Source organism: Aureimonas sp. AU40 (genome assembly GCF_001463785.1).
Lineage (GTDB): Bacteria > Pseudomonadota > Alphaproteobacteria > Rhizobiales > Rhizobiaceae > Aureimonas.
In genome coordinates, this window is sequence record NZ_BBWL01000029.1 from 56845 (window position 1) to 81430 (window position 24586).

The following is a 24586-nucleotide window of genomic DNA, read 5'->3' on the forward strand; positions in this document are numbered from 1 at the left end:
ATAAGCCTCTATCTATCTATCTATTCTTGTTAGAAAAATAGAATATAATAAAAACAGTGGGTTAGGGCTATGAAAGTTCTAGGAGCGTGTATGCGGCCCTCGCGGCGAAGCCGCAAACCCTTGCGCCACAAGGTGTATGTTGACATTCCAGCCATGGAAGGCCAGTTTTAATTGCTAGACGCAATTTGGAATGCGCAAATGGTTAAAATACGAAACGACATCCCTGCACCTATCGGAGAGCGCAAGCGTCGCTCGCCCAATCTGCCTTGGTCCTCTCTCGAAGTGGGCGAAAGCTTCTTCGTTCGGAACCGCAACACGGCAGCTGCCGGGTGCCTGCAACATGGGGCAAAGCTTGATCGCAAGTTCACCTACGAAGCCCGTAGCGAGACCGACGACGAGGGCAAGCCGGTCAACGGCTATCGCATCTGGCGCGTCGAGTAGCTTGACGATTTGCAAACTTCGGGCATATGTTGGCGCAAACGTGTCAACGCTTGCCCCGAGGCATCCATGTCCGAACGTGAAATTCAGCGCCCCGTGACCGTCGCCGACGACAGTGGCGCTGCCAAGCAGTTCGCGAAAGGTGCCGTTCCCGAAGGCACTTCCGAAGTCGTCTACGGCCGGCTCGAACGGGCAGGCGCTTTCGGCGATCGTCCGCTCGCTTCCTCGGGTGGTGCTGGCATCGTCGGCCTGTCTGGCGTCAATCCCATCACCGCGACCGCCACGGCCGAAATCCACGGCGAGACCGAAGGTCAGTCCGACGCCGAAGTCCGCTTCGCCGCCGAGGGCGACTCGGCTGACGCTGGCGAGGCCGGCGACAATGATCTTTCCGACGCTTCGCCCGAGCCCGACCTCGACGAGATGACCAAGGCCGAACTGGTCGACTATGCCAAGGCCAGGGGCATCACCATCGATCCTTCGAAGTCGAAGGCCGACATTCTCGCTGCGATCAAGGCGGCGTAACACGCCGAACGGAATTGCCGCATTCCAACTCAGCCCGCCCGGTTCGCCGAAGGGCGAGGCGGTCGAGCAGCTGCAACGCGACCTCAAGTCCGCTGGCTTCTACGGCGACGGCGTGCCGGACGGCATCTTCGGGCCGGGTACGGAGGCGGCGGTCATGGAGTTCCAGCGCTCGGTGGGCCTCAAGGACGACGGCTTCGCCGGCCCGCGCACGCTGCGCGCTCTCTCGGATCGGGACGAGCCGGTCGATGCCCCGGCGCCCATCGCCGCCATTGGCCACAACGGCGGCCCGGCGCTCACCACGGTTGCCGTCAAGGCGGACCTTCCTGCCGTCCTCGCGAGCGTCAGCAAGGCTGTGGGTGCCGCCAAGGGTGCCGCGAAAGGCGCTTCGATCCCTGGCGCCATCGCACTTATCGCCGAGCGGACTGGATGGTTTCCGGCATGGGTATTCGAGCCCGCCGTGATCCTCGCTGGAACGCTCGTCGTCACGGTCCTCATGGCCGGCGCCTGGGCCGCGTATTCAGCCTACAAGGCGCCCGCCAACTCCTAAGCGAGCGGGTCGCAGCACTGCCGGGAATAGCGCGGGGAAAACATGATCGACGATGAACCCCGCGCGCCGGCCACGCGGACGATCACGATGAAGGAAGAGGACGTCCACTTCTTCTATCTCTGGTCGAAGCTGGACCCGGATCAAAAGCAGGCGCTCAACGACGCGGCGAAAATCCTGGGCGAGGACGAAGCGATCGACTCATTCCGCGACCTGATTCGCAACGGGAAAAAGCTGATGGTCGCTCTTCGGGTCTTTGAGACCATCGGCATGGTCCGCGACTTCATCATCAAGGTTTCCGCAGCCATCGCAGCCATCGGCGTCATCGCCGCAGCCATCGCGCACTTCGGAGCAAAGCCATGAGCAAGACGACTCGCCTCCTGTCGTTCTTCAAGCCCAGGCATTTTCTCGACTGGTTCGGCTACCTGCTCATCGCCCCTGTCTTCGGCATCTCGATCTATTGGGCGTGGTTCGACACCAAGCCGGTCGTAGAAAGCGAGGCGGAAATCTCGACCCCTGTGGTGCGGCAGGGCGAGGACTTTTCCATCCGCTACCGCGTCACCTGGGCGCGTTCCTGCCAGCTTACGGGACATCGTTTCGTCGTCGACCAGAAGGGGCAGATTTACACGGTGGAGAGCGATACGCGTTACATCCACCAAGGCCCCGACGAGTTCACCATCACGGTCCCCATTCCCTTGGCGGCGGCCCCTGGCCCGGCCCGCTACCGCGCGACGCTTCTCTATGAATGCAATCCGTGGCAGCGCTTCATCAATCCTCTCTCGCGTCAGGTTCAGGAGCGGGATTTCGAAATCATCCCCGGAACGCCGACAGCCGGCGGGCTATCCTATCTGGCGCCGCAATCGGCGCCGACCTGCGGCGGCTCCAAGCCAGTTCCCGTCCGCGCTCACTGCCGGGCTCGAAGGACGGCGCTGATGGAATAGAGTCCGCCGTTCGCGGCGGCCGGGCGGTGGGGGAGGCGATGCCGCGTCTACCCTGCCGCCCTTTTCTTATCCGACCGGCAAGCCGTCGCGGGCACGCGGGTTGAGTTGGATGTAAGCCCGCATGAAGTTGACGGCGTAGAAGGGCGGGTCGAGGGCATCGCTCCGAGTGGCGACGCAAAACCAACGATTGACGGTGGTATAGGACACGCCCAAGAGGTCGGCCAAACGACGTTGCGTCGTCTTCGTTTCCTCCATGAGCATGGTGAGTTCGCGTCGCGCTTCCGACATGGCTGGCCCCTGTTTTCATCCAGTATGAAAGGGGTTAGGGGGCGGTCAACCATGACGCGCGATGCATCCACCTATATGTGCAAAGCGCATAGGCGATACCTATTCCCCATGGCTCTGACCGGCACAACGTGAGACTGTACCTGAAATCGGGCTCACGTTGAGAGAGATCATGCATCGACTTCTACTCGCCACCCTGGCGACACTCGCACTGGCAGCACCCGCAGGCGCCGCCACGATCAAGGATGACGTCATCGGCTGCAAGGACAAGGACGACATGTCCAAGGTCTACCGACTCATGCGTCAAGGGGACAAAGACGCGTTCATTGCCTTCCTCACGCCCAGGGTGGTGACTGGGGAATGCACGACTTTCGACAAGGGGCAGACCGTCTTTCTGGACGATGTCGCGATGTTCTCGGGCGCCGCATGCGTTCGGCCGAAGGGCAACCCGGATTGCTTCTACGTCATCATCGAAGGCGTCGACGGGAACTGAGTCCCGTCAACTGCCTGCCCCTGCCACGCGTAGGTGGGTCACCTTACCGCCTCCCGTCATGATATTGCGGACCCCTTGCGACGCTTGCTCTGCAAGCTCTTGGGCCGCGTCAGTGAGGAGGAAGGCGTAGCGCTTGGTCGTCGCCGGCTCCATGTGCCCGAGAAGGTCTCCAACCTGGCTCAGCCCCAAACCGCTCGACAGCCCCGCACTGGCGAAGAATCGCCGCAGGTCGTGCCGACGCAAGTTCTCTTCGATGCTAGCGGCCTTCATGAGCCTCGCCCACGGCTTCGAGACGTTCACAAGCGGGCGCCCGTGGCGTCGGCCGCAGATGATGTAAGGGTTGTTCTCTTTCTTCGGGATGGCGGCCAGCACATCGCGGGCATGGGACGACAGGGCAATGACCTTCTCGCCGGTCTTCGAGTCTGGCAGATGCAATCCGTCCGGCTTCACCCAATCCCACCGTGCCGACTTCACCTCGTCGAGGCGGGCTCCTGTCAGGCATAGCAGTTCGACCAAGCCCACGAAGTGAGGATCAGTCGCCCGCATGCCGTCGAGGGCACTGAGAAGGCGAATGGCCTCCTCGGCGTGAGGTTTCCGCTTCCGCTTCTTCTCGGGGTAGCGCTCGACCGTAACGGGGTTCGTTCCGCGCGGTCGCATGCCCCACTTTTCCGCCAGGTTGAACGCCTTGTGCAGCATCGCCATGCAGCGGTTCGCCTGAAACGGCGTGCGGCGCATCTTGTGATGCAGCTGGCCAATCTGGTTCTCGGTCACGTCCTCGACCGCAAGGGCCGGCTTTAGGAAGGGGAGGACATGCTTGTCCCAAAGCGCCTCTTGGTCCTTCTTCCATTTCGCCTTGTTCTTGAGCCCTGCGTGCTCCTCGATATGGCGGTTGCGCAGGTCTTGCAGGGTGGCGCGGGTCGCGAGGTCAGCCATGTCCTGCGCCGGGTCTTCGCCTCGGGCGACCGCCTCCAATAAGGCGCGGGCTCGATCGCGGGCAGCGGTCAGCGTGAGGACGCTTTCGTCCGCCAGCTTCATGTTCCGCTGCCGTCCCGCCTTAGTTCGGAAATAGAGATACCAGACGGCTTTGGTTTCGAGGAAGCGCAGCCGGAGTCCTGGCGTCTTCGGGTCGTTCCAAGAGGTGCCTGGTGCCCCTTTGGTCGGCGGCTTCGCGCCAGCTTGCTGCGCCATAGTCGGTCCTCTGTCTGGTAGCACGCTGGTAGCGGCTGAATGACAACGGATGATATAAGGCGATACGCGTTGATATTTTGCAATCGCTCAAAGGGCTAGAAGCTGTGGAAATTGATATTCCGCGATACGCCCTGATATTGCGATTTGCAAACGGCAACCTAACTCTTAATCAGCGGGTCGTAGGTTCGATCCCTACATCACCCACCATTCCTCCTTCCGATGAAGTCAAGACGTCCCCTCCGGGGTCCCGCGCCCTTGTTTAGCTCTCCGGTTTGCTTGTGTGCGGGATGAGCGCGTTCGAAAGGTTGAGACTATGGCGGCGGACGCATCTTCCTTCGATTGCCAAAGCTGCGGCGCCTGCTGCTCTTATTCCTCGGAATGGCCGCGCTTCTCCACCGAGACCGACGAGGAGCTCGATCGCATTCCCGCCGAACTTGTGTCGGCCGACCTGTCCGGCATGCGCTGCGAGGGCGAGCGCTGCATGGCGCTGACGGGGATCGTCGGCCAGCGGACGGGATGCGGTATCTATCCGCTGCGCCCCCATGTCTGCCGCACCTGCCAGCCGGGCGACGAGGAATGCCTGATGGCGCGCGCTGCCCACGGGCTGGCCCACTGACCCGGGCTTTCGCAAGCGGAGGCGGGGAGCGGCGATCGAACGGAATGCGACAGCTTTCTTAAGCGCTTCTTCACGGTGTTCTCAGTTCACCGAATCGTGGGGGGCGGATTTACGCGAACGAAACCCGCCAGGGTGGAACGATAGGGTCCGATTTCACCAAGCGACGACGGCCGCAGATGGATACGCTCCAGGCAAGAACCGATCGGCCTCTCTATGTCGATCTGGACGGCACGCTCATTCGCAGCGACCTGCTCTGGGAAAGCCTGTTTCTGTTCGCCCGCCAGAATCCCTTGCAGGCCTGGCGCCTGTTCGGCTGGCTGCTGGCCGGCAAGTCCGTTCTCAAGCATGAACTTGCAGCCGGGATCGAGGTCGATCCCGCGACCTGGCCCTATCGCGAGGAGGTGGTCGAAACCCTGCGCGCCGAGCGCGAGACCGGGCGCACCATCGTTCTCGCCACGGCCGCCAACGAGCGGCTGGCGCAGGGCGTGGCCGACCATCTCGGCTTGTTCGATCGGGTGATCGCCAGCAACCGGGACGAGAATCTCTCCGCCGAGCGCAAGCTCGACCGCATCGCGGCCGAGCGCGCCGGCGCCCCCTTCGACTATATCGGCAATTCGCGCGACGATCTCTGCCTGTTCGACGCCGCCGAGGGCGTGACCGTGGTCCAGCCGGACCGGGCGGCCGCGCGCTGGCACCGGGAAAGCGCGCGCGCCAGCCGGCTGATCCAGGGTGAGGGGAACCTGCCCCGCGCCCTTCTCAAGGCGATGCGTCCGCACCAGTGGATGAAGAACCTTCTTCTCTTCGTGCCCATCGTCCTGAACCACGAATATGTCGACGTGCCGATGGTGCTGGCGGGAATGCTGGCCTTCGTCTGCTTCTCCATGGCCGCGTCCTCGGTCTATATCTTCAACGATCTTCTGGATCTCGCGGCGGACCGTCGCCATGGAACCAAGCGCCGACGGCCCTTCGCCAGCGGGCAGGTGCCCATACCGATCGGCGTGGCGGCGGGCGTCGGGCTGTTCGTGGCCGCTTTCGGCCTCAGTCTGCTTTTGCCGATCGAGTTCACCGCCGTTCTCGGCATCTATCTCGTGCTGACCACCGCCTATTCCTTCGCGCTCAAACGCATGCTCCTGATCGACGTGCTGACGCTGGCGGGGCTCTACACGCTGCGCATCCTGGCGGGCGCCGCTTCGGCCGATACGGTGGGGTCCTTCTGGCTCCTGGCCTTCTCGCTGTTCTTCTTCTTCTCGCTGGCGCTGGTGAAGCGCTATGTCGAGCTGGCCGAGTTCGGTGAGGGCGCCTCGCGCCGCACCACGGGCCGAGGCTATGTTCCCGCCGATCTCGACACGCTGGCGCAGGCCGGCATGGCCTCGGGCTTCGCCTCGGTGCTGGTTTTGGCCCTTTACATCGACAGCGCCGAAATCCGGCAGCTTCAGGCCCATCCCTATCTGATCTGGCCGCTCTGCCCGCTGGTTCTCTACATCATCGTGCGCATCTGGGTTCTCGCCAAGCGCAACGAGATGCATGACGATCCCGTGGTCTTCATCCTGCGCGATTGGCGCTCGCAGATCATGGTCGGCCTCGGCGCGTTGCTCTTCCTGGCCGCCGCCTATGCGTGACCCCGGCGACAACTGGGGCAGGACGATCGCGCCGCCGCCGGGCGGGCGCAGGCGACGGCCCTTCGGCGGCAAGCTGGCGGGGGCCGGCGAAACGATGCTGCCGCACGGCAACGGCCGCTCCTATGGCGACAGCTGCCTCAACGACTCCGGCTGGCTTCTGACGCCCGCGCAGAGCGCGCGCATTCATGGGTTCGACACCGAGACCGGGCTGCTCGATGCCGATGCCGGCGTTCTGCTGCGCGAGGTGACGGAGCGGGTCGTGCCGCAAGGCTGGTTCCTGCCGGTCACGCCCGGCACGCAATTCGTCACGCTGGGCGGCGCGCTCGCCAACGACATCCATGGCAAGAACCACCATCGAAGGGGCACGTTCGGGCGCTGGGTCGAGAGCTTCGAGCTCGAGCGTTCGGATCGCGGCACGCTGCATTGTTCAGTGAGTGAGAATGCCGATCTCTTCCGCGCCACGATCGGCGGCATGGGCCTCACCGGCTTCGTCACGCGCCTGCGCCTGCGCCTGATGCGCGTCGGCTCCGCCTCGATCGTCGAGACGACGCAGCGTTTCAACCGCCTGTCGGACTATTTCGAGCAGGCCGAGGCGGCGGACGAGCGCCACGAATACGCCGTCGCCTGGATCGACTCCCTGGCGCGCGGCACCTCCTTCGGGCGCGGGCATCTCATCTGCGGCGACCATGCGGCGGAGGGAGACCGCACGGGCCGCGCCCGGCCTCCGCTCGCCACCGTGCCCTGGACGCCGCCGGTCAGCCCACTGCGGGGCCTGGGCCTTCGCGCCTTCAACGAGTTGTATTTCCGCAAAGCCCGCCCCGGAACGAGCCGGCGCACCGTGCCCTTCGACGGCTTCTTCTACCCGCTGGACCGGATCGGCGGCTGGAACCGACTTTACGGGCCGCGCGGTCTGCACCAGCACCAGAGCCTCGTTCCCACGCGCCATGCGGCCGAGACCGTGCGCGCCCTGATGGAAACGGCTCTGGAAGCGGGGCAGGGGTCGTTCCTCACCGTGCTGAAGCGCTTCGGCGCTCTCCAAAGCCCCGGTCTCCTGAGCTTTCCCACGGAGGGCTACACGCTGACGCTCGACTTCCCCCATCTCGGTCCCCGGACCGAACGGCTTCTGGATAGGCTCGATGCGATCGTCGTGGCAGCCGGCGGGCGGGTGAACCCTTACAAGGACGCGCGCATGCCGCCTGCGACCTTCGCCGCGTCCTTTCCGCGCTGGCGCGAACTGGAGGCTCTGCGCGATCCCGCGCTTCTGTCGGACTTCTGGCGCCGCACGGCGCTTCGCCTGCCTCTCCCCTCCCTCGACGCCGCTACCCCAGCGTCAGAAAGTGTTTGTTGAGGTTGTGAGCGAAAACCATTCCCGTCTTAACTCCCGAACAGTTCCCCCGGCGCCATGGTTCGGGCGCTCGAACGAAAGGGCGCGCGCATGAGCCGTTACATTCCCTTCATCCTGTTCACCGTGTTCACCAACGCGGCGGCGCAGATCCTCCTGAAGCACGGGATGATGCAACTGGGTCCGCTGTCCTTCGCGGGCGTCAATCCGCTTTTGAAGATCCTGCAGATCGTCTTCAGCCCCTTCGTGTTCCTGGGACTGCTGACCTTCGTGATCTCGATGGCCTCGCACCTCTTCGTCCTGTCCAAGGTGGAGCTGTCCTACGCCTATCCCTTCCTGTCGCTGGCCTATGTCGTGGTGGCCTTCGCCGCCTGGACGCTGTTCGGCGAAGCGCTGACGCCCGCGCGCATCGGCGGCATCGCGCTGATCTGCCTCGGCACGGTCTTCATCGCCCGGGGCGGCAGCCAGACCGTGGCGGACGAGGCGCCCCAGACCGCGCAAGCCCAGACCCATTCGATCGAAGGAAACCGGTGATGAAACATGTGATCTTCGGCGGCGACGGGTTCGTCGGCCGTCACCTCGCGCAGAAGCTCTCCGAGGAGGGCGCCGAGGTCGTCGTCCTCGACATTGCCAAGAGCGACCTGCCGCATTACGCCAGCGTGCGCCACCTCACGCTCGACGTGACCGACCGCGAAGCCGTGATGGCCGCGCCGATCGCGCCGGATGACATGGTCTACAACCTGTCGGCCAAGATGCTGTCGCCGATCCAGGTGCGGGCCAAGCGGCACGACTTCTTCTATCCCGTCAATTACGACGGCACGAAGCACATCATGGAGGCGATGGACCGGGCCGGCGCCGACAAGCTCGTCCACTTCACCACGGACATGATCTACGGCCATACGGTCGTCACGCCCATGACCGAGGACCATCCGGTGGCCCCGCTCGGCGAGTACGGCCAGTCCAAGCTCGACACCGAGCATCTGGCCGCCGACTGGCGCAAGCGCGGCATGCGCATCTCGCTGTTTCGCCCACGCCTCATCATCGGGCCGGGCCGCCTCGGCATTCTGGAAAAGCTGTTCAAGCTGATCGACGCGAACCTGCCGGTGCCGATGATCGGCTCGGGGCGCAACCCCTATCAGTTCATCTCGGTGTTCGACTGCGCCGAGGCCGCGCGCCTGGCCTGGAAGGCGGGCGTGCCGAACGAGGCCTACAATCTCGGCTCGCTGAACCCTCCGCCCGTCAGGAAGCTTCTTGGTGACCTCGTGCGCCATGCCGGATCGAAGTCGATCCTCGTGCCGACGCCGGGCTTCGCGGTGAAGCGCACGCTCGATTTCCTCGACTGGCTGAACAAGCCGCTGATGGACCCAGAGCAGTACCTGATCGCCGACGAGGAATGCGTTCTCGACGTGTCCAAGGGCAGGCGCGATCTCGGCTGGGTGCCGCAGTACCGCGACGAGGACATGCTGATCGCCGCCTATAGCGAATACCGCGCGAAGAAGGTGGGGCACTCGGCTCCCGGCTCCGCCTATCCCCATCCGGCCGAGTGAGGACTGAGCTTCGATGCTTGATCGCCCGATGACCACCGCTCCGCGTCTCGACGCCACTGACGCGCCCGCCCCGGCGCCCCGGCGCGGGCCGCCCAAGCCCGCCATGCTCTCCCTCGAACAGGCCAAGGCGATGGATCTCGCCACCATGGCGGACCTGTTCAAGGAGCATATCAACCCTGGCCAGTTTCATTTCATGAAGCTGCTCGGCTTTCACAAGGTGAAGGTCGAGCGCGCCGAGGGCATGTATTATTTCGATCAGAACGGCCGGAAGATTCTCGACTTCTTCGGCGGCTTCGGCTCGCTGGCCTTCGGCCACAACCACCCCCGCATCCTCGCCGCGCGCAAGCAGTTTCAGGACGAGAAGCGGCACGAGATCGCCATCGCCTTCCTGTCGCAATATGCGGCGGCGCTGGCCAAGAATGTCGCCGCCTGCAGCCCGGGCGAGCTCGACATGGTGTTTCTCGGCTCGTCCGGTTCCGAGGCCATGGAAGCGGCGATCAAGGTCGCCGAGCGCGCCTCGGGCCGCACCAACTGCAAGATCGTCTATGCCGAGAACTCCTTCCACGGGAAGACCAAGGGCGTCCTGTCGCTGACCGACTCGTCGCTCTATCGCGGCGACTTCAAGCTGCTGGAGAACACCTATCGCGTGCCCTTCGGCGACCTGAAGGCGCTGACGGCCGTGGTGCGCTCAGATCCCGATGTCGGGGTCGTGGTCTTGGAAACCGTGCAGGGCGGTGGCGGCATCATCGAGGCGCCGACCGAATATTGGCAGGGCGTTCGCGCGCTCTGCGACCAGCACCGGGTGATCTGGGTGGCGGACGAGGTCCAGTGTGGTTACGGCCGCACCGGGCGCTTCTACGCCTTCGAGCATCACGGCGTGATCCCGGACGTGACGGCGCTCGCCAAGAGCTTCGGCGGCGGCAAGGCGGCCATGGCCGCGATGGTCGCGCGCCGCGACGTCTATATGAAGGCCTATGGCACGCCGAAGACGGCGATGATCCACGCCCACGCCACGTTCGGCGGCATCGGCGAGGGCTGCGCCACCTCGATCGAAGCGCTGAACACGCTCTACGACGAGGATCTGATCGGCAACGCGGCGGCCGTCGGCACCTATCTGAAGGATCGCCTGACCGCGATCCACGCGAAATATCCCAGCATCGTCAAGGATGTGCGCGGGCGCGGCCTGATGGTGGGCCTGGAGTTCCACGACTTCTCGCAGACGCTGCCCTTCGCGCTTCGGCCGATGGTGGCGCTGCTCGACGAGAAGCTGAAGGGCTCGCTGTCGGGCTTCGTCGGCGCGCTCCTGCTCAAGGACTACGACTGTCTCGTGGCCTTCACCGAGTACAATCGCAACGTCATCCGCTTGGAGCCGCCGCTGATCTGCGGCCCGGAGCATGTCGACCAGTTCTGCGACGCGCTCGACGCGCTTCTCGGCCGGGGCATCGTCTCGATCGTCAAGGATTTCGTGAAGACGCAGATCGGCTGAGCGAAGCTCCGCTATCCAGCTCAAGCAAAAAAGGCCGGGTCCTTCGAGGACCCGGCCTTTTCGTTTGCGCGTCTGCGCCAACGCTCATCGGTTTTCGAGAAGGCCTTCCCGGACATATCCGGTCCAGCAGGGCGAGAGTTCCACCGTCCGGTGACCGGCAAGACCCGCCTCGTAGATGGTCCGCAGGGCGATGTTGGCGGGCGTGATCGGGCAGGTGGGGTAGAGGATGAGATCGGTGCCGCGAACGGCGGCGATCGTCTCCGCGTCGGGCGGCGGGACCGCGCGCGAGGGATCGGCGCCGATCGCGATCCGTCGCGGCGCCTGCCGGTCGAGAAGATAGGGAAAGGGGTTGGTGAAGTTGAGCGTCATGATCGTCTCGAACCGCACGCCCTCCCGCGCCTCAAAGGCCTGGATGGCCGAGACCGCCTGATCGGTCGCCAGCAGCCAGGTCGCCTGGAAATCGAGATCGGCATACATCGCATAGATCGGCAGCTGCCCGTGCTCTGCAAACGCCTCGTAGGTTTCCTTGCGGCGGCCGAGAATGTCGAGATTGACCTCGGCGCGCTCCACCAGTTCGGGCCGCTGGTTCACTTGGGCGAGGATCTTCAGGTTGGGCAGCGGCAGGTCGACATAGTAGATCTGGCCGATCAGCGCGCGCGCCGCCCGGTGCGCCACGTTGACGAAGGGCGGCAGCGCCACCGCGCCGACCAGCACGAGAACGGGCAGGGAGCGCCCCGCCGGCCCCGACAGAATGCGCAAGAGCAACGGCCAGAGGAAGAGAAAGGCCTGATCGCCCGTGTTCTGCGACTCGAAGAAAATGCCGCCGGCGAGCAGCACGATGAGCCAGACGATGTCCTGATCCAGCACGGCGGCGAGCGAGGGAAGATCGCGGCGCGCCCCGAGCACCGTCAGCCTCTCGCGCACCGAGGTCCACTGGGTGACGAGCAGCCCGACCAGAAGCGCGCAGCCTGCGCCGAAAAGCCCGAAATGGATCGACGCGGCCTGAACCAGACGCGAGGCAAGGCCGCCCTCGTTCAGCCGAACCAGCGCCGCGATGTCGAGAATGTAGCGGCTGACCAGCGCGAAGCGAAGCTCCAGCCCGGCCAGGACGAGGAGGAAGCAAGCCACCGCGCCCAGCGCGACGCGCAGCGGCACGCGGCCCGCCGCGAAGGCGAGAAGGCAGATCAGCCCGGCGACGATGAAGCCGGTGATCTTCAGAAGAAACAGCGCCGTGCAGCACCAGGCGATCGCGAATAGGAGCAGCCCGGCGCGGCGCTCGAACAGAAGGGCAGCGACGAGCACATAGAGAACCTGCGACACCTGCCTGTTGTACATCCCGTAGCCGTCGAAGCTCGGGAAGGTGGAGAACTGCTCGACGTTCAGGGGCAGGAGCTGAAAGAACACGAGCGGTAGGAGGAGACCCCAGGCGAGGGCCGGTCGCTCCTTCGCCACGCGCAGGAGGACGGGAAGGAAGGGCGGCAGGGTGACGAGAAACATCATCCAATGCGCCAGAAGCAGGGGTTGCGGCTGCGAGAAAAGCCGAAGCCCGCCGGCGAACAGCCAGTAGCCGAGCGGGCCGACCGGCGCGAAGAAGTCCGTCGAGGGGATCTGCCCTGTCAGGACGCGGTTGCCGCCGTCGAGATAAAGAACGGTGTCCCAATAGAACGGGCCGAGCGGCAGGGTGAGCGGCAGCGAGAGCCCGACGAGACAGGCCGCCAGCACGAAGAGCACCAGCGGCCCATGGCCGCGCCGAGACAGCCAGTGGAGCCACGGGTGGGACCTGGGGCCAAGCGGACGTGACAGGGGCGTCGTGGACATATCCGCGGGTCTCGGAAGTTGCGAACGGGTTGTACCCATCCTGCCGCGAACGCGGTTACGACTGGTGAACGACCATGTGAAAGAACGCATTTTCTCGCGCTAAGCCGTGCAAAAAAGGGGTGTTTCAAAGCTGATCGCCCTTCGGACCTTTCGCCCAAGGCCGGGAGGCGCCTTGCGAAAAAGTCGCGCCCAGCCTGTTGCGAAATCGTAAGGAAGACTTCACCATCCCTCCATGCGCGGCGTTTGGACCCCCTTGCTCGCATGCCTCGCCCTTCTCGCGATCGAGGAGGGAAGGCCGGCTGCGGCCGAGGATCTGCCCGTCGATGTCGAACTGGTGATGGCGGTCGATATCTCCTGGTCGATGAACGAGGACGAGCAGGCCATCCAGCGCCAAGGCTATGTCGCGGCCTGGCGCAGCAAGGAGGTGCTGGACGCTGTCCGCGACGGGCTCAACGGGCGGGTCGCCGTCACCTATGTGGAATGGGCGGGCGATCTCACCCAGAACGTCGTCATTCCCTGGACGCTGATCCACAGCCAGGAAAGCGCCGAGCGCTTCGCCACGCTTCTGGCGACGGCCGAGCCAGACCGCCAGAGGCGCACCTCGATCTCGGCCGCGATCGATTTTTCCGCAAAGCTGTTCGAGGGGAATGGCTATGCCGGCGATCGGCGGGTCATCGACATCTCGGGGGACGGCGCGAACAACCAGGGTCGCCCGGTGCTGGATGCGCGCGACGCGGCGGTGGCTCAAGGCATCGTCATCAACGGCCTGCCCTTGATGACGCAGGGCGGCGCGGAGGACATTAACGCCTGGGGATCGATGCCCGATCTCGACCGCTACTACAGCCAATGCGTGATCGGCGGCCCCGGCGCCTTCATGATCCCGGTCACTGAGTGGCGCCAGTTTCCCGATGCGATCCGGCGCAAGCTGGTTCTGGAACTCGCCGAGCTTACACCGCACAAGCCGCGCAAGACGGCGCGCATCGTGCTCACCGCCGGCGCGCCGGACAAGGGCTCCTGCCTCGACGGCGAGCGGCAATGGCGGGTGCCGACCGACGCGGGGCCTGCCAACTAGAACCGGCCTTGCCGCATCGGCGCCGAGGCGCCCGCTCGCTGCGCGGGCCGGGCGCCCGACGCGCTCAGTTCTGCGAGGAGCCGTCCGCCGACTTGCGACGCCACAGGGCGCTCTGCTCGAACAGGAGCACGAGAACGATCGCGATGGCGAAGGGGATCAGAAGATAGAGGATGCGGAAGACGAGGAGCGCGGCGAGGACGTTGGTTTCCGGAACGTCCGACAGACCGGCGAGGAAGGTCACTTCCAGGACGCCGAGGCCGCCCGGCGCATGGGACACGAGCGCCAGCGAGAAGGACACGACGAAGATCGCCAGAACCACCACGAAGCCCGGATTATGCTCTGGGGGAAGGGCGAAATAGATGATGCTGGCGGCGGCCACGATTTCGAGCGGAGCGGCGATCAACTGGCGGATCACCACGTCGCGGCGGGGATAGTGTAGGTGGAACTTGCCGATGGTCAGCGGCTGGAAGCCCTTGAAACTCCCGAACACGTAGAAGGCGATGGCCACCACGATCGCGCCCGCGATGAAGAGGGGCACAGAAGAGTGGATGTCGAAATAGCGCTGGATGATGTCCGGCTGAATCAGCAGCGACACGGCGCTGACGAGAAGCACGCCGACGCCGAAGGTGAAGGAGCAGAAGGCGATCAGCAGCGCGATCTCGGAGCCCGACAGGCCGCGCGAGCGATAGGCGCGATAGCGCACCACGGCCCCCGAGAACACCGAAGCGCCGATATTGTGCGACAGCGCATAGGTGGCAAAGGATGTCGCGGCAATGAAGGGGAAGGGCACCGAGCGGCCGATATGGCGGAGCGCCAACCGGTCGTAATAGGCGAGCATGACATAGGCCAGTGCCGCACTGGCGAGCGAGCCCGTCCATTGCCATCCCGTGATGGCCGTGAAGCTCGCCCAGATCTGGTCCAGCGAGATGGTCCGCACTTCGCGGAACAGGAGCCAGCATGAAAATACGACGGCGCCGATGCCGATCACGGGCCAGATGGCATCCTTCAACTTCATGCGAATCCCTTCCCGCCCCGTGTCGCCGGCCCGCCTTCCGGCGGCCGTTCGACGCGGTATTCCTGCTGCCAACGCCTTGCCACATAAGCCATTGAAATGGTGAAGGCAAAGCAAACGGATCGGGCACACGCGGCTTTGAAGAAAGCCATTTTCCCACTCGCAAGGACGCGAACGAAGGCCGGCTGGTTTCGCAGGCGAACCCGGCCGCTCCCGTCGCGCCCAATCCTGTCGGGCCTATCCCCAGTGCGTGACCTCGCCATGTCGCGAAGGTGACGAAATTGTGGGAACCAAATCGCCGCAGCTTTGTTTTGAGGCCAGAACATCGTCCATAGGAGCACAGCATGCCCCGTCGCGTCACTTCCGTCGCTCTCGCCCTGGTCGCCACTCTGGCGCTTTCGGCATGCGCCAACACCGTTCGTGGCGTCGGCCGCGACGTCGGCAACACCGTCGATGCGACGGGCGCAGCCGTGAAAGATGTCGCGCGCTAACGGCAGGCCGCTTCCTCTCGAAGACAATCTTGAAAGGCTGAACCGTCGATGGACGGTTCAGCCTTTTTGGCATGTCCGGCACGAAAGCCAATGCTACCAGAATGATGTTCCAGCCATTCAACGTCGTCATATGAGAGTTTTGCGCATAGCAAACGAAATTGGCGCCGTGCCCTTTTCGGGCGCGGCGCCAGATCGACTCTCCTTGAAAGGCTGAACTGCGTCTCGTGCCGTCAGGCCACAGCGAGCAAGCGCCGGATGTCGGCGGGGCGGAAAGGCTTGGCGATGCTGGGAACAGCCCGCAGCGAAAGCGGAACGTCGGACAGGCTGCCCGACACGAAGCAGAAGGGGATGGACTGCGCCTGCAGACGCAGGGCCACCGGGAGAGAGGTCTGCCCACCGAGGTCGAAGTCCAGAAGGGCGAAGTCGACGCCACGGGCCACCTGCATCAAGCCTCCCGCGACATCGCGAGCCCAGACGCAGTCGGCATTGGACGCTTCCAGCACCAAGTCTTCCAGATCCATCGCGATCAGCGGTTCGTCTTCGACAATCAGGACACGCATCACACAACTCCGTTGCCTGAAGATAGAATGCGCCGACTTCGGTTCGGTTCGCGTAAGAGCTGAGAATATTTCCAGTTTAAAGTAAATATTATTTAACTCTTAACAAGCTCTCGCGTGTGGCCAGGGTATTAAGGAGGTTCGACTTTGCCAGGAAAGAGAAAGGGGCCTCGATAAGTCCGCATGGTAGCGAGCCATGATGCTTGCCGGCGGCCATGTCTTACGGTCTCAAGCGGCGGCTTCGACCTTGCGCAGGGTCGCATTCGGGGCGATGTCGATCTGCCGCGCGGGTTTGGGCCGGGAAAAATGGAAGCCCTGGAGAGCGTCGCAATGCAGAGCTGCGAGCATGCGCGCCTGCTCGGCCGTCTCGACGCCTTCGGTGGTGACGCGCATGCCCAGATTGTGGGCGAGCGAGATGATCGTCTCGAGGATCTGTCGGACATTGGCTTCCCCGGCGTCGAAGGCGAGCATGAACGACTGGTCGATCTTCAACGTGTCGAACGGGAAGCGCCAGAGATAGCCGAGCGAGGAGTAGCCCGTGCCGAAGTCGTCCATGGCGATGGAAATGCCGAGCTGCTTCAGGCCGCGCAACTGGTGCAGCACGATGTCGCTGCGCTCGAGCAGCAACGTTTCCACCACCTCGATCTGAAGCCGGTTGCCGCTGACCCCGTGGCGCTGGAGCGCCGAGCTGACGATCTCGACGAGATCGTTGTCCTGGAACTGCGCTGGGGAGAGGTTGATCGACATGTAGAGATGCTCGGGCCAGAGCGCGATCTGGCGGATGCTCTCGTCGATCACGAAGTCGCTGATGGGCTTCATCAGGTCGCGCGCTTCGGCGATCGGGATGAACTCGCCGGGCGAGATGAATCCGCCTTGGTCGTCCGGCAGGCGAATCAGCGCCTCGTAACCTTTGGGCACGCCGTCCGAGGCGCCGACGATGGGCTGATAGAAGAGCTCGAACCGGTCGTTCTTGAGGGCAATGCGCATGTCGCGCTCGATCTGCCGCCGGCGATGCGCTTCCACATCCATGGACGGATCAAACACGGCGTAGAAACCGGACTTGCCCTCCGTGTGCGCCGTGCGGGCAAGATCGGCATGGCGCTCGATGTCGGAAATGTTGCGGCCATGATCGGGAACGAGCGACACGCCGATGGCGAGCTTGGGCACGATCGTATGGCCGGCGATCTCGATCGGCATCTCCACCGTCTCGCGAATTTTCTGCGCGAGCGTTTCCACGGCCTGCACGCCGCTCAGATTGTTGCGTTGGAGCAGGCGGAAGTCGCCGCCGCTCATCCGGCCGAATAGATCGGCCTTGTCGATCACTGCTCCGATGCGCTCCGACAGGGTGCGCAGCAACTCGTCGCCGACCTGCTGCCCCATGCCGCTGTTGATGTCCGACAGGCTGGTGACGTTGATCGCCCAAAGAGCCATGCGCTCGCGCGTGGCGCGCGACGTCGCCAGAATGCTATCGGCCCGTTCCTGAAAGCGTTTCCGGTTGAGAAGGTGCGTCAGGGGGTCGAAATTGTCGAGGAATTCGATGCGCTCGTTGACCTGTTCGATCATCCGGCGACGCAGGAAGAAGATCGCGGCGGGAACGCCGATCGCAAAGATGGCGGCCCCGAAGAGGCTGGCGGCAACCGACGAGATGTCGGACACGAAACGCTGCCGTTCCTCTGCCATGTCGGGGCTGACGGAAAGAAATCCGATGCGCTGGCCGTCCCGAAACAGGGGAAGCGTCGCCGTCGGCTTGCTGCCCGATGCGCCGTCCACTGCGATCCAAGGGCCGGATTTCTCCAGGTAGTCTGTCGAAAGCGAAACGCCCGTTGCGGTGCCGCCCGGGCGCTCGCGCAAGAGCCATTCCTGGCGCGTCGAACGCGGCGTGAAGACCTCGTGCCCATTGGCGTCGAAGATCGAGAAATTGACGAGATTGGCCGCCGCGCCCGCATTGCGGGCCTCGACCTCGGCGTCGGCGGTTCGGGAAAGGCCCGTCAGGAGGGCGTCGAGCTGGGGGCCATTTTCGAGCAGAAAGGACGCGAAACGCTGAGCCCTGGTCTCTACCTCGCCTTGCACGAGGGATTCCACCGCTCCTTGTCCGGCATAGAAGCCGGCAGCCGCGACCACGGCCAGCAAGGCAATCGCGCCGGCCACCGTCGAGGCATATTTGCGTCCCAGTTTCCGAAGCATCGGCATTCCCCTTGCCGATAGCCTTAGACGAAGAACCTTAAAAATCCTTGGCCCGGGCGGCCTCGTGCTCGTGGAAGGTCGGGTTTTCCCTTATCCGGCTCGCGGCTTACGTCTGCCAGCGGCGATGGAACCACATCCATTGGTCGGGATGCTCGCGTACCCAGCCTTCCACCACGTCGTTCAACTGCTGGCAGCTGGCCGCGATGTCGATCTCGCCGGTCTCCGTGCGCGTCAGGTCGAGCCGGGGCTGCAGTTCCAGCCTGTAGCGTCCGTTGGGTAAGCGAATCGAGCGCGCGGGGTAGACGTCGCAGTCGAACTGACGGGCCAGCTTGGGCAGGAGCGGGTTGGTGCGGCAGGGGCGGCCGAAAAAGGTCGTCGGCACGCCCTTGGCGAATTTCTGGTCCACCAGCATCCCGACCTTACCTTGCCGGTCGAGAATGCTGGCAAGCGCCCAGGCCGCGCCCGCCTTGGAGGGCACGAGGTGCCCGCCCCGCGTCTTGCGCGCGGCCAGCACCTCGCGCGCCACATAGCGATTGTTGGGCTGTCGGAACAGCGCGGTCACGTCGAGGCCGAAGGTCGCGGCGCAGATCGGCAAGAGCTCGAAGCAGCCGAGATGGCCTGTGAAGAAGATGATCGGCTTGCCGCTGTCGCGCAGTTCCAGGAAGAGGTCGATCCCATCGACTTCGATCAGCCCTTCGCCCGGCGGCCGCGCGGGGTCGAAGTCGAAGATCTCGTCCAGGAAGACGTACTCGGCCGCGATGCGCCCCATCTGGCCCCAATTGGCGCGAGCGGTCGTCTCGACCCAGGCCGCGTCCTTTTCGGGATAGGCGAGCTTCAGATTCTCGACCGCCAGCTTGTGGCGCGAGGTGAGGGGGCCGATCATCCGGGCGAGACGGTCGGCCGCCTCCAGTCCCTGACGCGCGGGAAAAAGGCGCAGGACGCGCAGGATCGCGAACAGCGCCTTGGCGGCCAGGAAGTCGCGCGTCTTCTTCTGGATCTTCCAGGCCTTGGCGAGCGTCGGGTTCATCCGGCGGTGCCGGTCCCACGGTCCATGTGGAGGATGATCTTGCCGAAGACGCGGCGCCCTTCCATCCGGTCGAGCGCGACGGCGATGTCGTCCAGCCCGACTTCGGTGTCGATCACCGGCTTCACCAAGCCGCGCGCCATCTTCTGCATGGCGTCGGCCATGTTCTCCATGCGGCAACCGAAGGACCCCATGAGCTTCAGCTGCTGCTGGAACAGCATCATCAGGTTCATCTCGGTGGAAACGCCCGAAGTGGAGCCGCAGGTGACGAGCCGCCCGCCACGCTTCATGCAGAGCATGGACCCTGCGAACGTGTCCTTGCCGACATGCTCGAACACGACATCGACGCCGCGCTTCTTGGTGAGCTTGCGCACCACGCCCTCGAAGCGGTCGGTGCGATAATTGATCACATGATCGGCGCCGAGGGCGCGTGCGGGCTCGATCTTGTCGTCGGAGCCGACCGTGGTGATGACGGTTGCGCCATGGCGCTTGGCAAGCTGGATCGCGGCCGTGCCGATGCCGGAGCCGCCGGCATGAACGAGGATCGTCTCGCCCGGCTCCAGCTTGGCATTGTCGAACAGCATGTGTTCCACGGTGCCGAAGGTGACGGGGGCGAGCGCCGCGCCGACCGCGTCGCAGCCCGGAGGAGCGGGGACGAGAAGGCGGGCCGGCAGGTTCACCCGTTCCTGCGCAAAGCCGTCGAGATGGAAGCCGTGGACACCCGAGACGTGCTCGCAGAGATTGTCCCGCTTCTCGCGGCAGGCCTTGCACAGGCCGCAGGTGCGCGCGCCGTAGATCGACACGAGCTGGCCGGGCACGAGGCCGGACGTGCCTTCGCCCAGCCGCTCCACCACGCCCGAAGCCTCGGCCCCGATCGTCAGCGGCATCTTGCGCTTGGCGAAGGCCATGCCCCGCCAGCCCCAGACGTCGATATGGTTGAGCGCCACGACCTGGATGCGGACGGTGACTTCGCCGGGGCCGGGCGCGCCGGGTTCGTCGATCTCGACGCGGCGAAGATCCTTGTCGGCGACGAGCTGCAGAGCCTGCATGGAGAAATGAACCCTTTAGAGCCTAGCTACGCGGCTCGCGCCCGATCACGAGCGAGACGTTCTGGCCGCCGAAGCCGAAGGAATTGGAGAGAACCGCCGAAACATCGGCCGAGCGCGCCGCATTGGGCACCATGTCGAGCGGAATGGCCGGGTCGGGCTGGTCGTAGTTGATCGTCGGGGGCAGCGTGCCCTCGCGCATGGAAAGCACCGAGAACACCGCCTCGATCGCGCCGGCCGCCGTCAGCGTGTGCCCGATCATCGACTTGTTGGAGGAGACGGGCACGCCGGTCAGCACGTCGCCGAACACGGCGGAGAGGCCGGTGTACTCCATCCGGTCGTTCTCGGGCGTGGAGGTGCCATGGGCGTTGACATAGCCGATGTCGGCCGGCTGCAACCCGGCATCCTCCAGCCCGGCGCGGATCGTCGCGATGATGGGCGAGCCGTCCGGCTTGGACCGGGTGCGGTGGAAGTCGTCGGCCTTCTCGCCGACGCCGAGCAGAACACCGAGGATGGTGGCGCCCCGCGCCTTGGCGGCGCTCAGCGATTCCAGCACCAGCGCGCCTGCGCCCTCGGCCATGACGAAGCCGTCGCGATCCTTGGAGAAAGGCTTGGAGGCCTTTTCCGGGCGCTCGTTCTGCGTCGAGAGAGCCGAGAGGAGCGAGAAGCGGATCAGCGCCTCGGCGCCGACCGAGCCGTCGGTGCCGATGGCCATGCATCGCTCGGCATCGCCGCGCCGGATCGCCTCGACGCCGAGCTGGATGGCGCTGGCGCCAGAGGCGCAGGCGGTGGACAGCGTGACGGGCAGGCCGCGCGTGCCGAGCTTGTCGGCCAATCGGTCGGAAATGCCGCCGAAGAGGGTGAGGTCGTAGACGGCGCGCGAGCGGTGCTGGCGGGCGAGTTCCATCAGCCGGTCATAGCCGGCCTCCTCGCGCGCTTCGCCGGTCAGCTTGTCGAGCGCCAGGCGCTGCGACCATTCCAGTTCGATCGGCGGGGCGGCCAGAAACAGCGGCGCGTCGAAGCCGGTGGGGTCGAGGCCCGCCATGGCGATCGCCTCGGTGCCGGCCGCTTCCGCCAACGCATAGGAAAGATCGATGCCGCTCCAAGGCTCGACGGCCATGAAGTCCACCGTGCCGGCGATCGTGGTGCGCAGATTGTCAGTGGCAAAGCGCGTGATCGTGTGGATGCCGGAGCGGCCGGACACCAGCGCCGACCAATTGTCGGCGACGCCGCGCCCGAGCGAGGACACGACGCCGATGCCGGTGATGGCGACCACCGGGCGGCCGAGGAAATCGAGATCGCTTGAAGCCATGATCGTCTTTTCGTCCCTGGCACGGTGCGCCGCGCCGATCCGTGGGTGAGGTGGGCTAAAGCCCGCCTCAGACCGCTTCCATCAGGCAGACGCCTTCGCCGCGCACATGGCCGACGCCGGTCACCAGCGCGCGCTTTGGCTCGAATTCGGCCGGCCGCTCCTCGCCGCCCGCCGCCGGCGAGGGCAGCTTGCGGGCCGCGAGCAGTGCGGCGGCGAGCGCCACGCCGGCCGGAAAATGCGCCTCGAACCCGTGGCCGATCGCCGTGCCATAGGCGCGATGGGCCGCGTGAGGATAGTGCTCGCGCAGAAGCTCGGTCTCGGCTTCGGTCACGCCGTCGAGGCCCGTCGCGCCCGAGAGCACCAGAAGCTCTTCGTCCCGTGCATCCGCCTCGTCCAACAGGCGTCCGAAGCGGCGGCGGAAGGCCGAATCGTCCCGCCCGCCGCGATCGCCCGCCACGAAGCGCAGCTTGGCATAGGCCGTGGCATGGCGCTCTGCCGCGTGCTCGGCGTCTTCCAGGATCAGGAACGCGCCCATGCTGCCGGGCGCGAGGCCCGCCGTCTCGCCCGCGCGGCTCGGCACCGGAAGCCACTGGTCGCGCAAGAGGAAGCCGCCGAGTTCGTAATTGGTCAGAAGGTCCTTGCGCTCGGCCGAGAAGGCGCCGCCCACGAGGCAGACCCGGCTCTGGCCCGAGCGGATGCGGGCGCTGGCGATCTGCACCGCCGACATGCCCGCGCTTTCCTCGCCCATGAAGGTGCGCGAGGAGCCCGTCACCTTATGGACGATCGATATGTTGCCGGCCATGAGATTGGAGAGTTGGGCGAGAAACAGCGTCGGGCGAAGCTCGCTCGACAGAAGCTCGTTCATCAGGGGCTGCGGCTCGGCGAGGCCGCGCGCGCGCGACATGACCAGCGCGTCCACCTCCGGGTCCCGCTCACCGCCGCCGGCCGAGACGATCATGTCGATGCCCGCGCGCGTCGCCTCGTCGGCGGGAATGCCGGCATCCTCCAGCGCGAGGCCCGCGGCATAGACGCCGAGCTTCTGCCAGGTCTCCATCTGCCGCTGGTCACCCTTCTTGGGGATCTGGCGGCTCCAGTCGATCTGGGGCAGGGGATGGAGGAGATAAGGGGCGAAGCGCTCCGCCTCGAGCACCGGCTGCGGCGTTCCCGGCGCGGTCAGCCGCGCGACATGCGCCTCGACGCCTTCTCCGAGGGAGGAAACCAGTCCCAGTCCGGTGATGAGAACGTCGCGGGCGGCTTGGGTCATCAAAGGTCTCTCAGCGCGAACCGGACGCGCGCAGGCGCCGGATCGAGGTCGCGAACGCCAGGGCGCTCGCCGGAGGGTCGGTCGTCGTATCCGTGGATGCGTCGGATCGGCCGGCGCATCCTGTTCGTCAGTGCTCGGGTCAGGCACCCTTGGCGGCGCGCAACTCGTCGATCTTGGCGCAGAGGTTCTTCATCACGAAATATTCTTCCGTGTTGGCCTCGCCCTCATTGACGCGCTGGGTCCACTTCTCGAGCGGGATCTTGATGCCGAATTCCTTGTCGATCGCGAAGACGATGTCGAGGAAGTCGAGCGAGTCGATGCCGAGATCGTCGATCGTGTGGCTTTCCGGCGTGATGCTGTCCCGATCGATCTCGCTCGTTTCGGCGATGATGTCGGCAACCCGGTCGAACGTTGAAGTCAAGACGGTTTCCTTCGCAAAGAGCGCTGGCTGATCGAGTCGGGACCCTATAGGCAATCACGGCGATTTTGCAAAGCACACCGCGCCCAGGCCCCCGATCGCTCGGGTCGGGATGGCCAAGCGCGCACCCGCCCGAGCCTTCGGCGGGTGGCGCAAGCCTGTCTTGTCACGCATATAGGGGCAAGCCCAAGAAAATGCCGCTCCCGTCGGCGCGCCCAGGCCCGGTCGGGGTCAGACGCCAGCCGCACGCCGCCTCCACCGGCGGGAGCCGTCAGACCGGAAGAGCCGCACGTCCCATGTCCGCCCCCCCACGCCCCTCTCATTACTCGCAAGGCCCGCTCTTCGCCGTCGCGCCGATGATCGATTGGACGGACAGACGGTGTCGCTTCTTCCACCGGCTGCTCGCGCCGGACGCGCTGCTTTATACCGAGATGATCGTGGCGGACGCCGTCCTGCATGGTGATCGCGAACGGCTGCTAGGCTTCGACGCGGCGGAGCATCCGTTGGCGCTGCAACTGGGCGGTTCCGATCCCGCCAAGCTCGCCGAGGCGGCTCGCATTGCGGAAGGGTTCGGTTACGACGAGATCAATCTCAATGTCGGCTGCCCGTCGGACCGGGTCCAGTCCGGCGCGTTCGGCGCCTGTCTCATGCTGCAGCCGGCGTTGGTGGGCGAATGTCTCGCGGCGATGCGCGACGCCGTGTCGATTCCGGTGACGGTGAAGTGCCGCATTGGGGTGGACGAGCAGGACCCCGAAGCCGCGCTCGACGCGCTGGCCGATGCGGCCGCCGAGGCCGGCGTCTCGGCCATCTGGGTCCACGCCCGCAAGGCTTGGCTCCAGGGCCTCAGCCCCAAGGAAAACCGTGACATCCCGCCGCTCGACTACGGCCGCGTTCATCGTCTGAAGGCGCGCATGCCGGGTATGTTCATCGGCTTGAACGGTGGCCTGACCAGCGTGCGCATGGCGGCGGAGCAGCTTCCGGGTCTGGACGGCGTGATGATGGGACGAGGCGCCTATGGCAATCCGTCGGATCTCGCCGAGGTCGGGCCGCTGATCCATGGCCGTCCGGCGCAGCCCGTCGACTACCCCGCGCTTCTGAGCCAGACGGTGGACTACGCGGCGGCGCATATGGCGCGGGGCGGGCGTCTCGCCCAAGTCACGCGGCATATGGTCGGTCTGTTCCAGGGCCAGCCCGGCGCCCGGCGCTGGCGGCAGATCCTGTCGGAGCGCGCCGGGCGGCCGGACGCCACGCCGGACCTGATCCTGGAGGCGTTTTCGCATGTCGAACTCGCCCCGCCCACTGCCGAGAACGCGGCCTGACGGCGGCACTCGTTTTCCGTTACCTCGCCGCAATCGAAAAGGACCCGT

At 65.2% G+C, this 24586-nt stretch carries 26 protein-coding genes; 15 read left to right on the forward strand and 11 right to left on the reverse strand.

Annotation, left to right across the window (positions count from 1 at the left end; translation table 11 throughout):
• Nucleotides 1-171: 171 nt before the first annotated feature.
• From AUL32_RS25160 to AUL32_RS09390, 5 genes are all read left to right on the forward strand, one after another.
• On the forward strand, nucleotides 172-441 hold the full coding sequence (locus tag AUL32_RS25160) for a hypothetical protein (protein WP_156421400.1): 270 nt from the start codon (nucleotides 172-174) through the stop codon (nucleotides 439-441).
• Nucleotides 442-507: 66 nt separating this feature from the next.
• Nucleotides 508-960, forward strand: coding sequence for a hypothetical protein (locus tag AUL32_RS09375; protein ID WP_062114093.1), 453 nt, complete (start codon nucleotides 508-510; stop codon nucleotides 958-960).
• Entirely contained in the window at nucleotides 884-1507 is a 624-nt protein-coding gene (locus tag AUL32_RS24505; RefSeq protein ID WP_082659467.1) for a peptidoglycan-binding domain-containing protein, read from the forward strand. The genes AUL32_RS09375 and AUL32_RS24505 overlap by 77 nt, the downstream gene beginning before the upstream one ends.
• 42 nt (nucleotides 1508-1549) lie before the next feature.
• Complete coding sequence (locus AUL32_RS09385) at nucleotides 1550-1867, forward strand: hypothetical protein (protein WP_062114099.1); 318 nt, start codon at nucleotides 1550-1552, stop codon at nucleotides 1865-1867.
• Nucleotides 1864-2445 carry a hypothetical protein gene (locus AUL32_RS09390; RefSeq protein WP_062114101.1) on the forward strand — a complete coding sequence of 194 codons (582 nt, stop codon included), beginning with the start codon at nucleotides 1864-1866 and terminating at the stop codon, nucleotides 2443-2445. Before AUL32_RS09385 ends, AUL32_RS09390 begins: the two co-directional genes overlap by 4 nt.
• Nucleotides 2446-2511: 66 nt before the next feature.
• Here AUL32_RS09390 and AUL32_RS09395 read toward each other — a convergent pair whose 3' ends face one another.
• Nucleotides 2512-2733 (reverse strand): helix-turn-helix domain-containing protein, encoded by a 222-nt coding sequence (locus AUL32_RS09395; protein WP_062114104.1) that lies wholly within the window; start codon nucleotides 2731-2733, stop codon nucleotides 2512-2514.
• A 157-nt stretch (nucleotides 2734-2890) separates the two neighbouring features.
• Here AUL32_RS09395 and AUL32_RS09400 point away from each other — a divergent pair, with 157 nt between their 5' ends.
• On the forward strand, nucleotides 2891-3223 hold the full coding sequence (locus tag AUL32_RS09400; protein WP_156421401.1) for a hypothetical protein: 333 nt from the start codon (nucleotides 2891-2893) through the stop codon (nucleotides 3221-3223).
• Nucleotides 3224-3229: 6 nt separating this feature from the next.
• Here the strand turns inward: AUL32_RS09400 and AUL32_RS09405 are convergent, their stop codons facing one another.
• Nucleotides 3230-4411, reverse strand: coding sequence for a site-specific integrase (locus tag AUL32_RS09405; protein ID WP_082659469.1), 1182 nt, complete (start codon nucleotides 4409-4411; stop codon nucleotides 3230-3232).
• Between the two features lie 313 nt (nucleotides 4412-4724).
• On the opposite strand from AUL32_RS09405, the gene AUL32_RS09410 reads away from it, so the two are divergent.
• From AUL32_RS09410 to AUL32_RS09435, 6 genes are all read left to right on the forward strand, one after another.
• Complete coding sequence (locus AUL32_RS09410; RefSeq protein ID WP_061976587.1) at nucleotides 4725-5027, forward strand: YkgJ family cysteine cluster protein; 303 nt, start codon at nucleotides 4725-4727, stop codon at nucleotides 5025-5027.
• Nucleotides 5028-5203: 176 nt separating this feature from the next.
• On the forward strand, nucleotides 5204-6646 hold the full coding sequence (locus tag AUL32_RS09415; protein ID WP_062114110.1) for a UbiA family prenyltransferase: 1443 nt from the start codon (nucleotides 5204-5206) through the stop codon (nucleotides 6644-6646).
• On the forward strand, nucleotides 6639-7994 hold the full coding sequence (locus tag AUL32_RS09420) for an FAD-binding oxidoreductase (RefSeq protein ID WP_082659471.1): 1356 nt from the start codon (nucleotides 6639-6641) through the stop codon (nucleotides 7992-7994). The genes AUL32_RS09415 and AUL32_RS09420 overlap by 8 nt, the downstream gene beginning before the upstream one ends.
• 87 nt (nucleotides 7995-8081) lie before the next feature.
• The gene (locus AUL32_RS09425) at nucleotides 8082-8522 is read left to right on the forward strand and encodes an EamA family transporter (RefSeq protein ID WP_061977853.1); all 441 of its coding nucleotides are present in this window, start codon (nucleotides 8082-8084) and stop codon (nucleotides 8520-8522) included.
• Nucleotides 8522-9535: an NAD-dependent epimerase/dehydratase family protein gene (locus AUL32_RS09430; protein WP_062114112.1), complete on the forward strand. Its 1014-nt coding sequence runs from the start codon at nucleotides 8522-8524 to the stop codon at nucleotides 9533-9535. Before AUL32_RS09425 ends, AUL32_RS09430 begins: the two co-directional genes overlap by 1 nt.
• Nucleotides 9536-9548: 13 nt before the next feature.
• Nucleotides 9549-11021, forward strand: coding sequence for an aspartate aminotransferase family protein (locus AUL32_RS09435; protein ID WP_062114114.1), 1473 nt, complete (start codon nucleotides 9549-9551; stop codon nucleotides 11019-11021).
• Nucleotides 11022-11105: 84 nt separating this feature from the next.
• On the opposite strand, the gene AUL32_RS09440 is transcribed toward AUL32_RS09435, so the two are convergent.
• Nucleotides 11106-12839, reverse strand: a complete 1734-nt coding sequence (locus tag AUL32_RS09440; RefSeq protein WP_156421402.1) for a hypothetical protein — start codon at nucleotides 12837-12839, stop codon at nucleotides 11106-11108.
• Between the two features lie 232 nt (nucleotides 12840-13071).
• Between AUL32_RS09440 and AUL32_RS09445 the strand changes: the two genes are divergently transcribed.
• The gene (locus tag AUL32_RS09445; RefSeq protein ID WP_062114117.1) at nucleotides 13072-13911 is read left to right on the forward strand and encodes a DUF1194 domain-containing protein; all 840 of its coding nucleotides are present in this window, start codon (nucleotides 13072-13074) and stop codon (nucleotides 13909-13911) included.
• Between the two features lie 64 nt (nucleotides 13912-13975).
• Here AUL32_RS09445 and AUL32_RS09450 read toward each other — a convergent pair whose 3' ends face one another.
• Nucleotides 13976-14926, reverse strand: coding sequence for a lysylphosphatidylglycerol synthase transmembrane domain-containing protein (locus AUL32_RS09450; RefSeq protein ID WP_062114119.1), 951 nt, complete (start codon nucleotides 14924-14926; stop codon nucleotides 13976-13978).
• A 341-nt stretch (nucleotides 14927-15267) separates the two neighbouring features.
• Between AUL32_RS09450 and AUL32_RS25595 the strand changes: the two genes are divergently transcribed.
• The gene (locus tag AUL32_RS25595; protein WP_187301269.1) at nucleotides 15268-15414 is read left to right on the forward strand and encodes a hypothetical protein; all 147 of its coding nucleotides are present in this window, start codon (nucleotides 15268-15270) and stop codon (nucleotides 15412-15414) included.
• A gap of 230 nt (nucleotides 15415-15644) precedes the next feature.
• Here AUL32_RS25595 and AUL32_RS09455 read toward each other — a convergent pair whose 3' ends face one another.
• The 7 genes from AUL32_RS09455 to AUL32_RS09485 form a co-directional block, all read right to left on the reverse strand.
• Nucleotides 15645-15974 carry a response regulator gene (locus AUL32_RS09455; protein ID WP_061976579.1) on the reverse strand — a complete coding sequence of 110 codons (330 nt, stop codon included), beginning with the start codon at nucleotides 15972-15974 and terminating at the stop codon, nucleotides 15645-15647.
• 225 nt (nucleotides 15975-16199) lie between these two features.
• A complete protein-coding gene (locus tag AUL32_RS09460; protein ID WP_062114122.1) occupies nucleotides 16200-18155 on the reverse strand; it encodes a putative bifunctional diguanylate cyclase/phosphodiesterase in 1956 nt (651 codons plus the stop codon).
• Between the two features lie 106 nt (nucleotides 18156-18261).
• The gene (locus AUL32_RS09465) at nucleotides 18262-19182 is read right to left on the reverse strand and encodes a lipid A biosynthesis lauroyl acyltransferase (protein ID WP_062114124.1); all 921 of its coding nucleotides are present in this window, start codon (nucleotides 19180-19182) and stop codon (nucleotides 18262-18264) included.
• Nucleotides 19179-20228: a zinc-binding dehydrogenase gene (locus AUL32_RS09470; RefSeq protein ID WP_061976576.1), complete on the reverse strand. Its 1050-nt coding sequence runs from the start codon at nucleotides 20226-20228 to the stop codon at nucleotides 19179-19181. The genes AUL32_RS09465 and AUL32_RS09470 overlap by 4 nt, the downstream gene beginning before the upstream one ends.
• A 22-nt stretch (nucleotides 20229-20250) precedes the next feature.
• Nucleotides 20251-21537 (reverse strand): beta-ketoacyl-ACP synthase, encoded by a 1287-nt coding sequence (locus AUL32_RS09475; protein ID WP_062114127.1) that lies wholly within the window; start codon nucleotides 21535-21537, stop codon nucleotides 20251-20253.
• 67 nt (nucleotides 21538-21604) lie between these two features.
• Nucleotides 21605-22801, reverse strand: a complete 1197-nt coding sequence (locus AUL32_RS09480; protein WP_062114130.1) for a beta-ketoacyl-ACP synthase — start codon at nucleotides 22799-22801, stop codon at nucleotides 21605-21607.
• Nucleotides 22802-22940: 139 nt separating this feature from the next.
• Nucleotides 22941-23222 (reverse strand): acyl carrier protein, encoded by a 282-nt coding sequence (locus AUL32_RS09485; protein WP_019996367.1) that lies wholly within the window; start codon nucleotides 23220-23222, stop codon nucleotides 22941-22943.
• Nucleotides 23223-23515: 293 nt separating this feature from the next.
• Between AUL32_RS09485 and dusA the strand changes: the two genes are divergently transcribed.
• Nucleotides 23516-24538 (forward strand): tRNA dihydrouridine(20/20a) synthase DusA, encoded by a 1023-nt coding sequence (gene dusA, locus AUL32_RS09490; protein ID WP_062114133.1) that lies wholly within the window; start codon nucleotides 23516-23518, stop codon nucleotides 24536-24538.
• Nucleotides 24539-24586 lie beyond the last annotated feature (48 nt).

Bases quoted from the DNA above. Each gene is read 5' to 3' on its own strand.
- AUL32_RS09375 (WP_062114093.1), top strand. From the start codon at position 508: ATGTCCGAACGTGAAATTCAGCGCCCCGTGACCGTCGCCGACGACAGT.
- AUL32_RS24505 (WP_082659467.1), top strand. From the start codon at position 884: ATGCCAAGGCCAGGGGCATCACCATCGATCCTTCGAAGTCGAAGGCCG.
- AUL32_RS09385 (WP_062114099.1), top strand. From the start codon at position 1,550: ATGATCGACGATGAACCCCGCGCGCCGGCCACGCGGACGATCACGATG.
- AUL32_RS09390 (WP_062114101.1), top strand. From the start codon at position 1,864: ATGAGCAAGACGACTCGCCTCCTGTCGTTCTTCAAGCCCAGGCATTTT.
- AUL32_RS09395 (WP_062114104.1), bottom strand. From the start codon at position 2,733: ATGTCGGAAGCGCGACGCGAACTCACCATGCTCATGGAGGAAACGAAG.
- AUL32_RS09405 (WP_082659469.1), bottom strand. From the start codon at position 4,411: ATGGCGCAGCAAGCTGGCGCGAAGCCGCCGACCAAAGGGGCACCAGGC.
- AUL32_RS09410 (WP_061976587.1), top strand. From the start codon at position 4,725: ATGGCGGCGGACGCATCTTCCTTCGATTGCCAAAGCTGCGGCGCCTGC.
- AUL32_RS09415 (WP_062114110.1), top strand. From the start codon at position 5,204: ATGGATACGCTCCAGGCAAGAACCGATCGGCCTCTCTATGTCGATCTG.
- AUL32_RS09420 (WP_082659471.1), top strand. From the start codon at position 6,639: ATGCGTGACCCCGGCGACAACTGGGGCAGGACGATCGCGCCGCCGCCG.
- AUL32_RS09425 (WP_061977853.1), top strand. From the start codon at position 8,082: ATGAGCCGTTACATTCCCTTCATCCTGTTCACCGTGTTCACCAACGCG.
- AUL32_RS09430 (WP_062114112.1), top strand. From the start codon at position 8,522: ATGAAACATGTGATCTTCGGCGGCGACGGGTTCGTCGGCCGTCACCTC.
- AUL32_RS09435 (WP_062114114.1), top strand. From the start codon at position 9,549: ATGCTTGATCGCCCGATGACCACCGCTCCGCGTCTCGACGCCACTGAC.
- AUL32_RS09440 (WP_156421402.1), bottom strand. From the start codon at position 12,839: ATGTCCACGACGCCCCTGTCACGTCCGCTTGGCCCCAGGTCCCACCCG.
- AUL32_RS09445 (WP_062114117.1), top strand. From the start codon at position 13,072: ATGCGCGGCGTTTGGACCCCCTTGCTCGCATGCCTCGCCCTTCTCGCG.
- AUL32_RS09450 (WP_062114119.1), bottom strand. From the start codon at position 14,926: ATGAAGTTGAAGGATGCCATCTGGCCCGTGATCGGCATCGGCGCCGTC.
- AUL32_RS25595 (WP_187301269.1), top strand. From the start codon at position 15,268: ATGCCCCGTCGCGTCACTTCCGTCGCTCTCGCCCTGGTCGCCACTCTG.
- AUL32_RS09455 (WP_061976579.1), bottom strand. From the start codon at position 15,974: ATGCGTGTCCTGATTGTCGAAGACGAACCGCTGATCGCGATGGATCTG.
- AUL32_RS09460 (WP_062114122.1), bottom strand. From the start codon at position 18,155: ATGCTTCGGAAACTGGGACGCAAATATGCCTCGACGGTGGCCGGCGCG.
- AUL32_RS09465 (WP_062114124.1), bottom strand. From the start codon at position 19,182: ATGAACCCGACGCTCGCCAAGGCCTGGAAGATCCAGAAGAAGACGCGC.
- AUL32_RS09470 (WP_061976576.1), bottom strand. From the start codon at position 20,228: ATGCAGGCTCTGCAGCTCGTCGCCGACAAGGATCTTCGCCGCGTCGAG.
- AUL32_RS09475 (WP_062114127.1), bottom strand. From the start codon at position 21,537: ATGGCTTCAAGCGATCTCGATTTCCTCGGCCGCCCGGTGGTCGCCATC.
- AUL32_RS09480 (WP_062114130.1), bottom strand. From the start codon at position 22,801: ATGACCCAAGCCGCCCGCGACGTTCTCATCACCGGACTGGGACTGGTT.
- dusA (WP_062114133.1), top strand. From the start codon at position 23,516: ATGTCCGCCCCCCCACGCCCCTCTCATTACTCGCAAGGCCCGCTCTTC.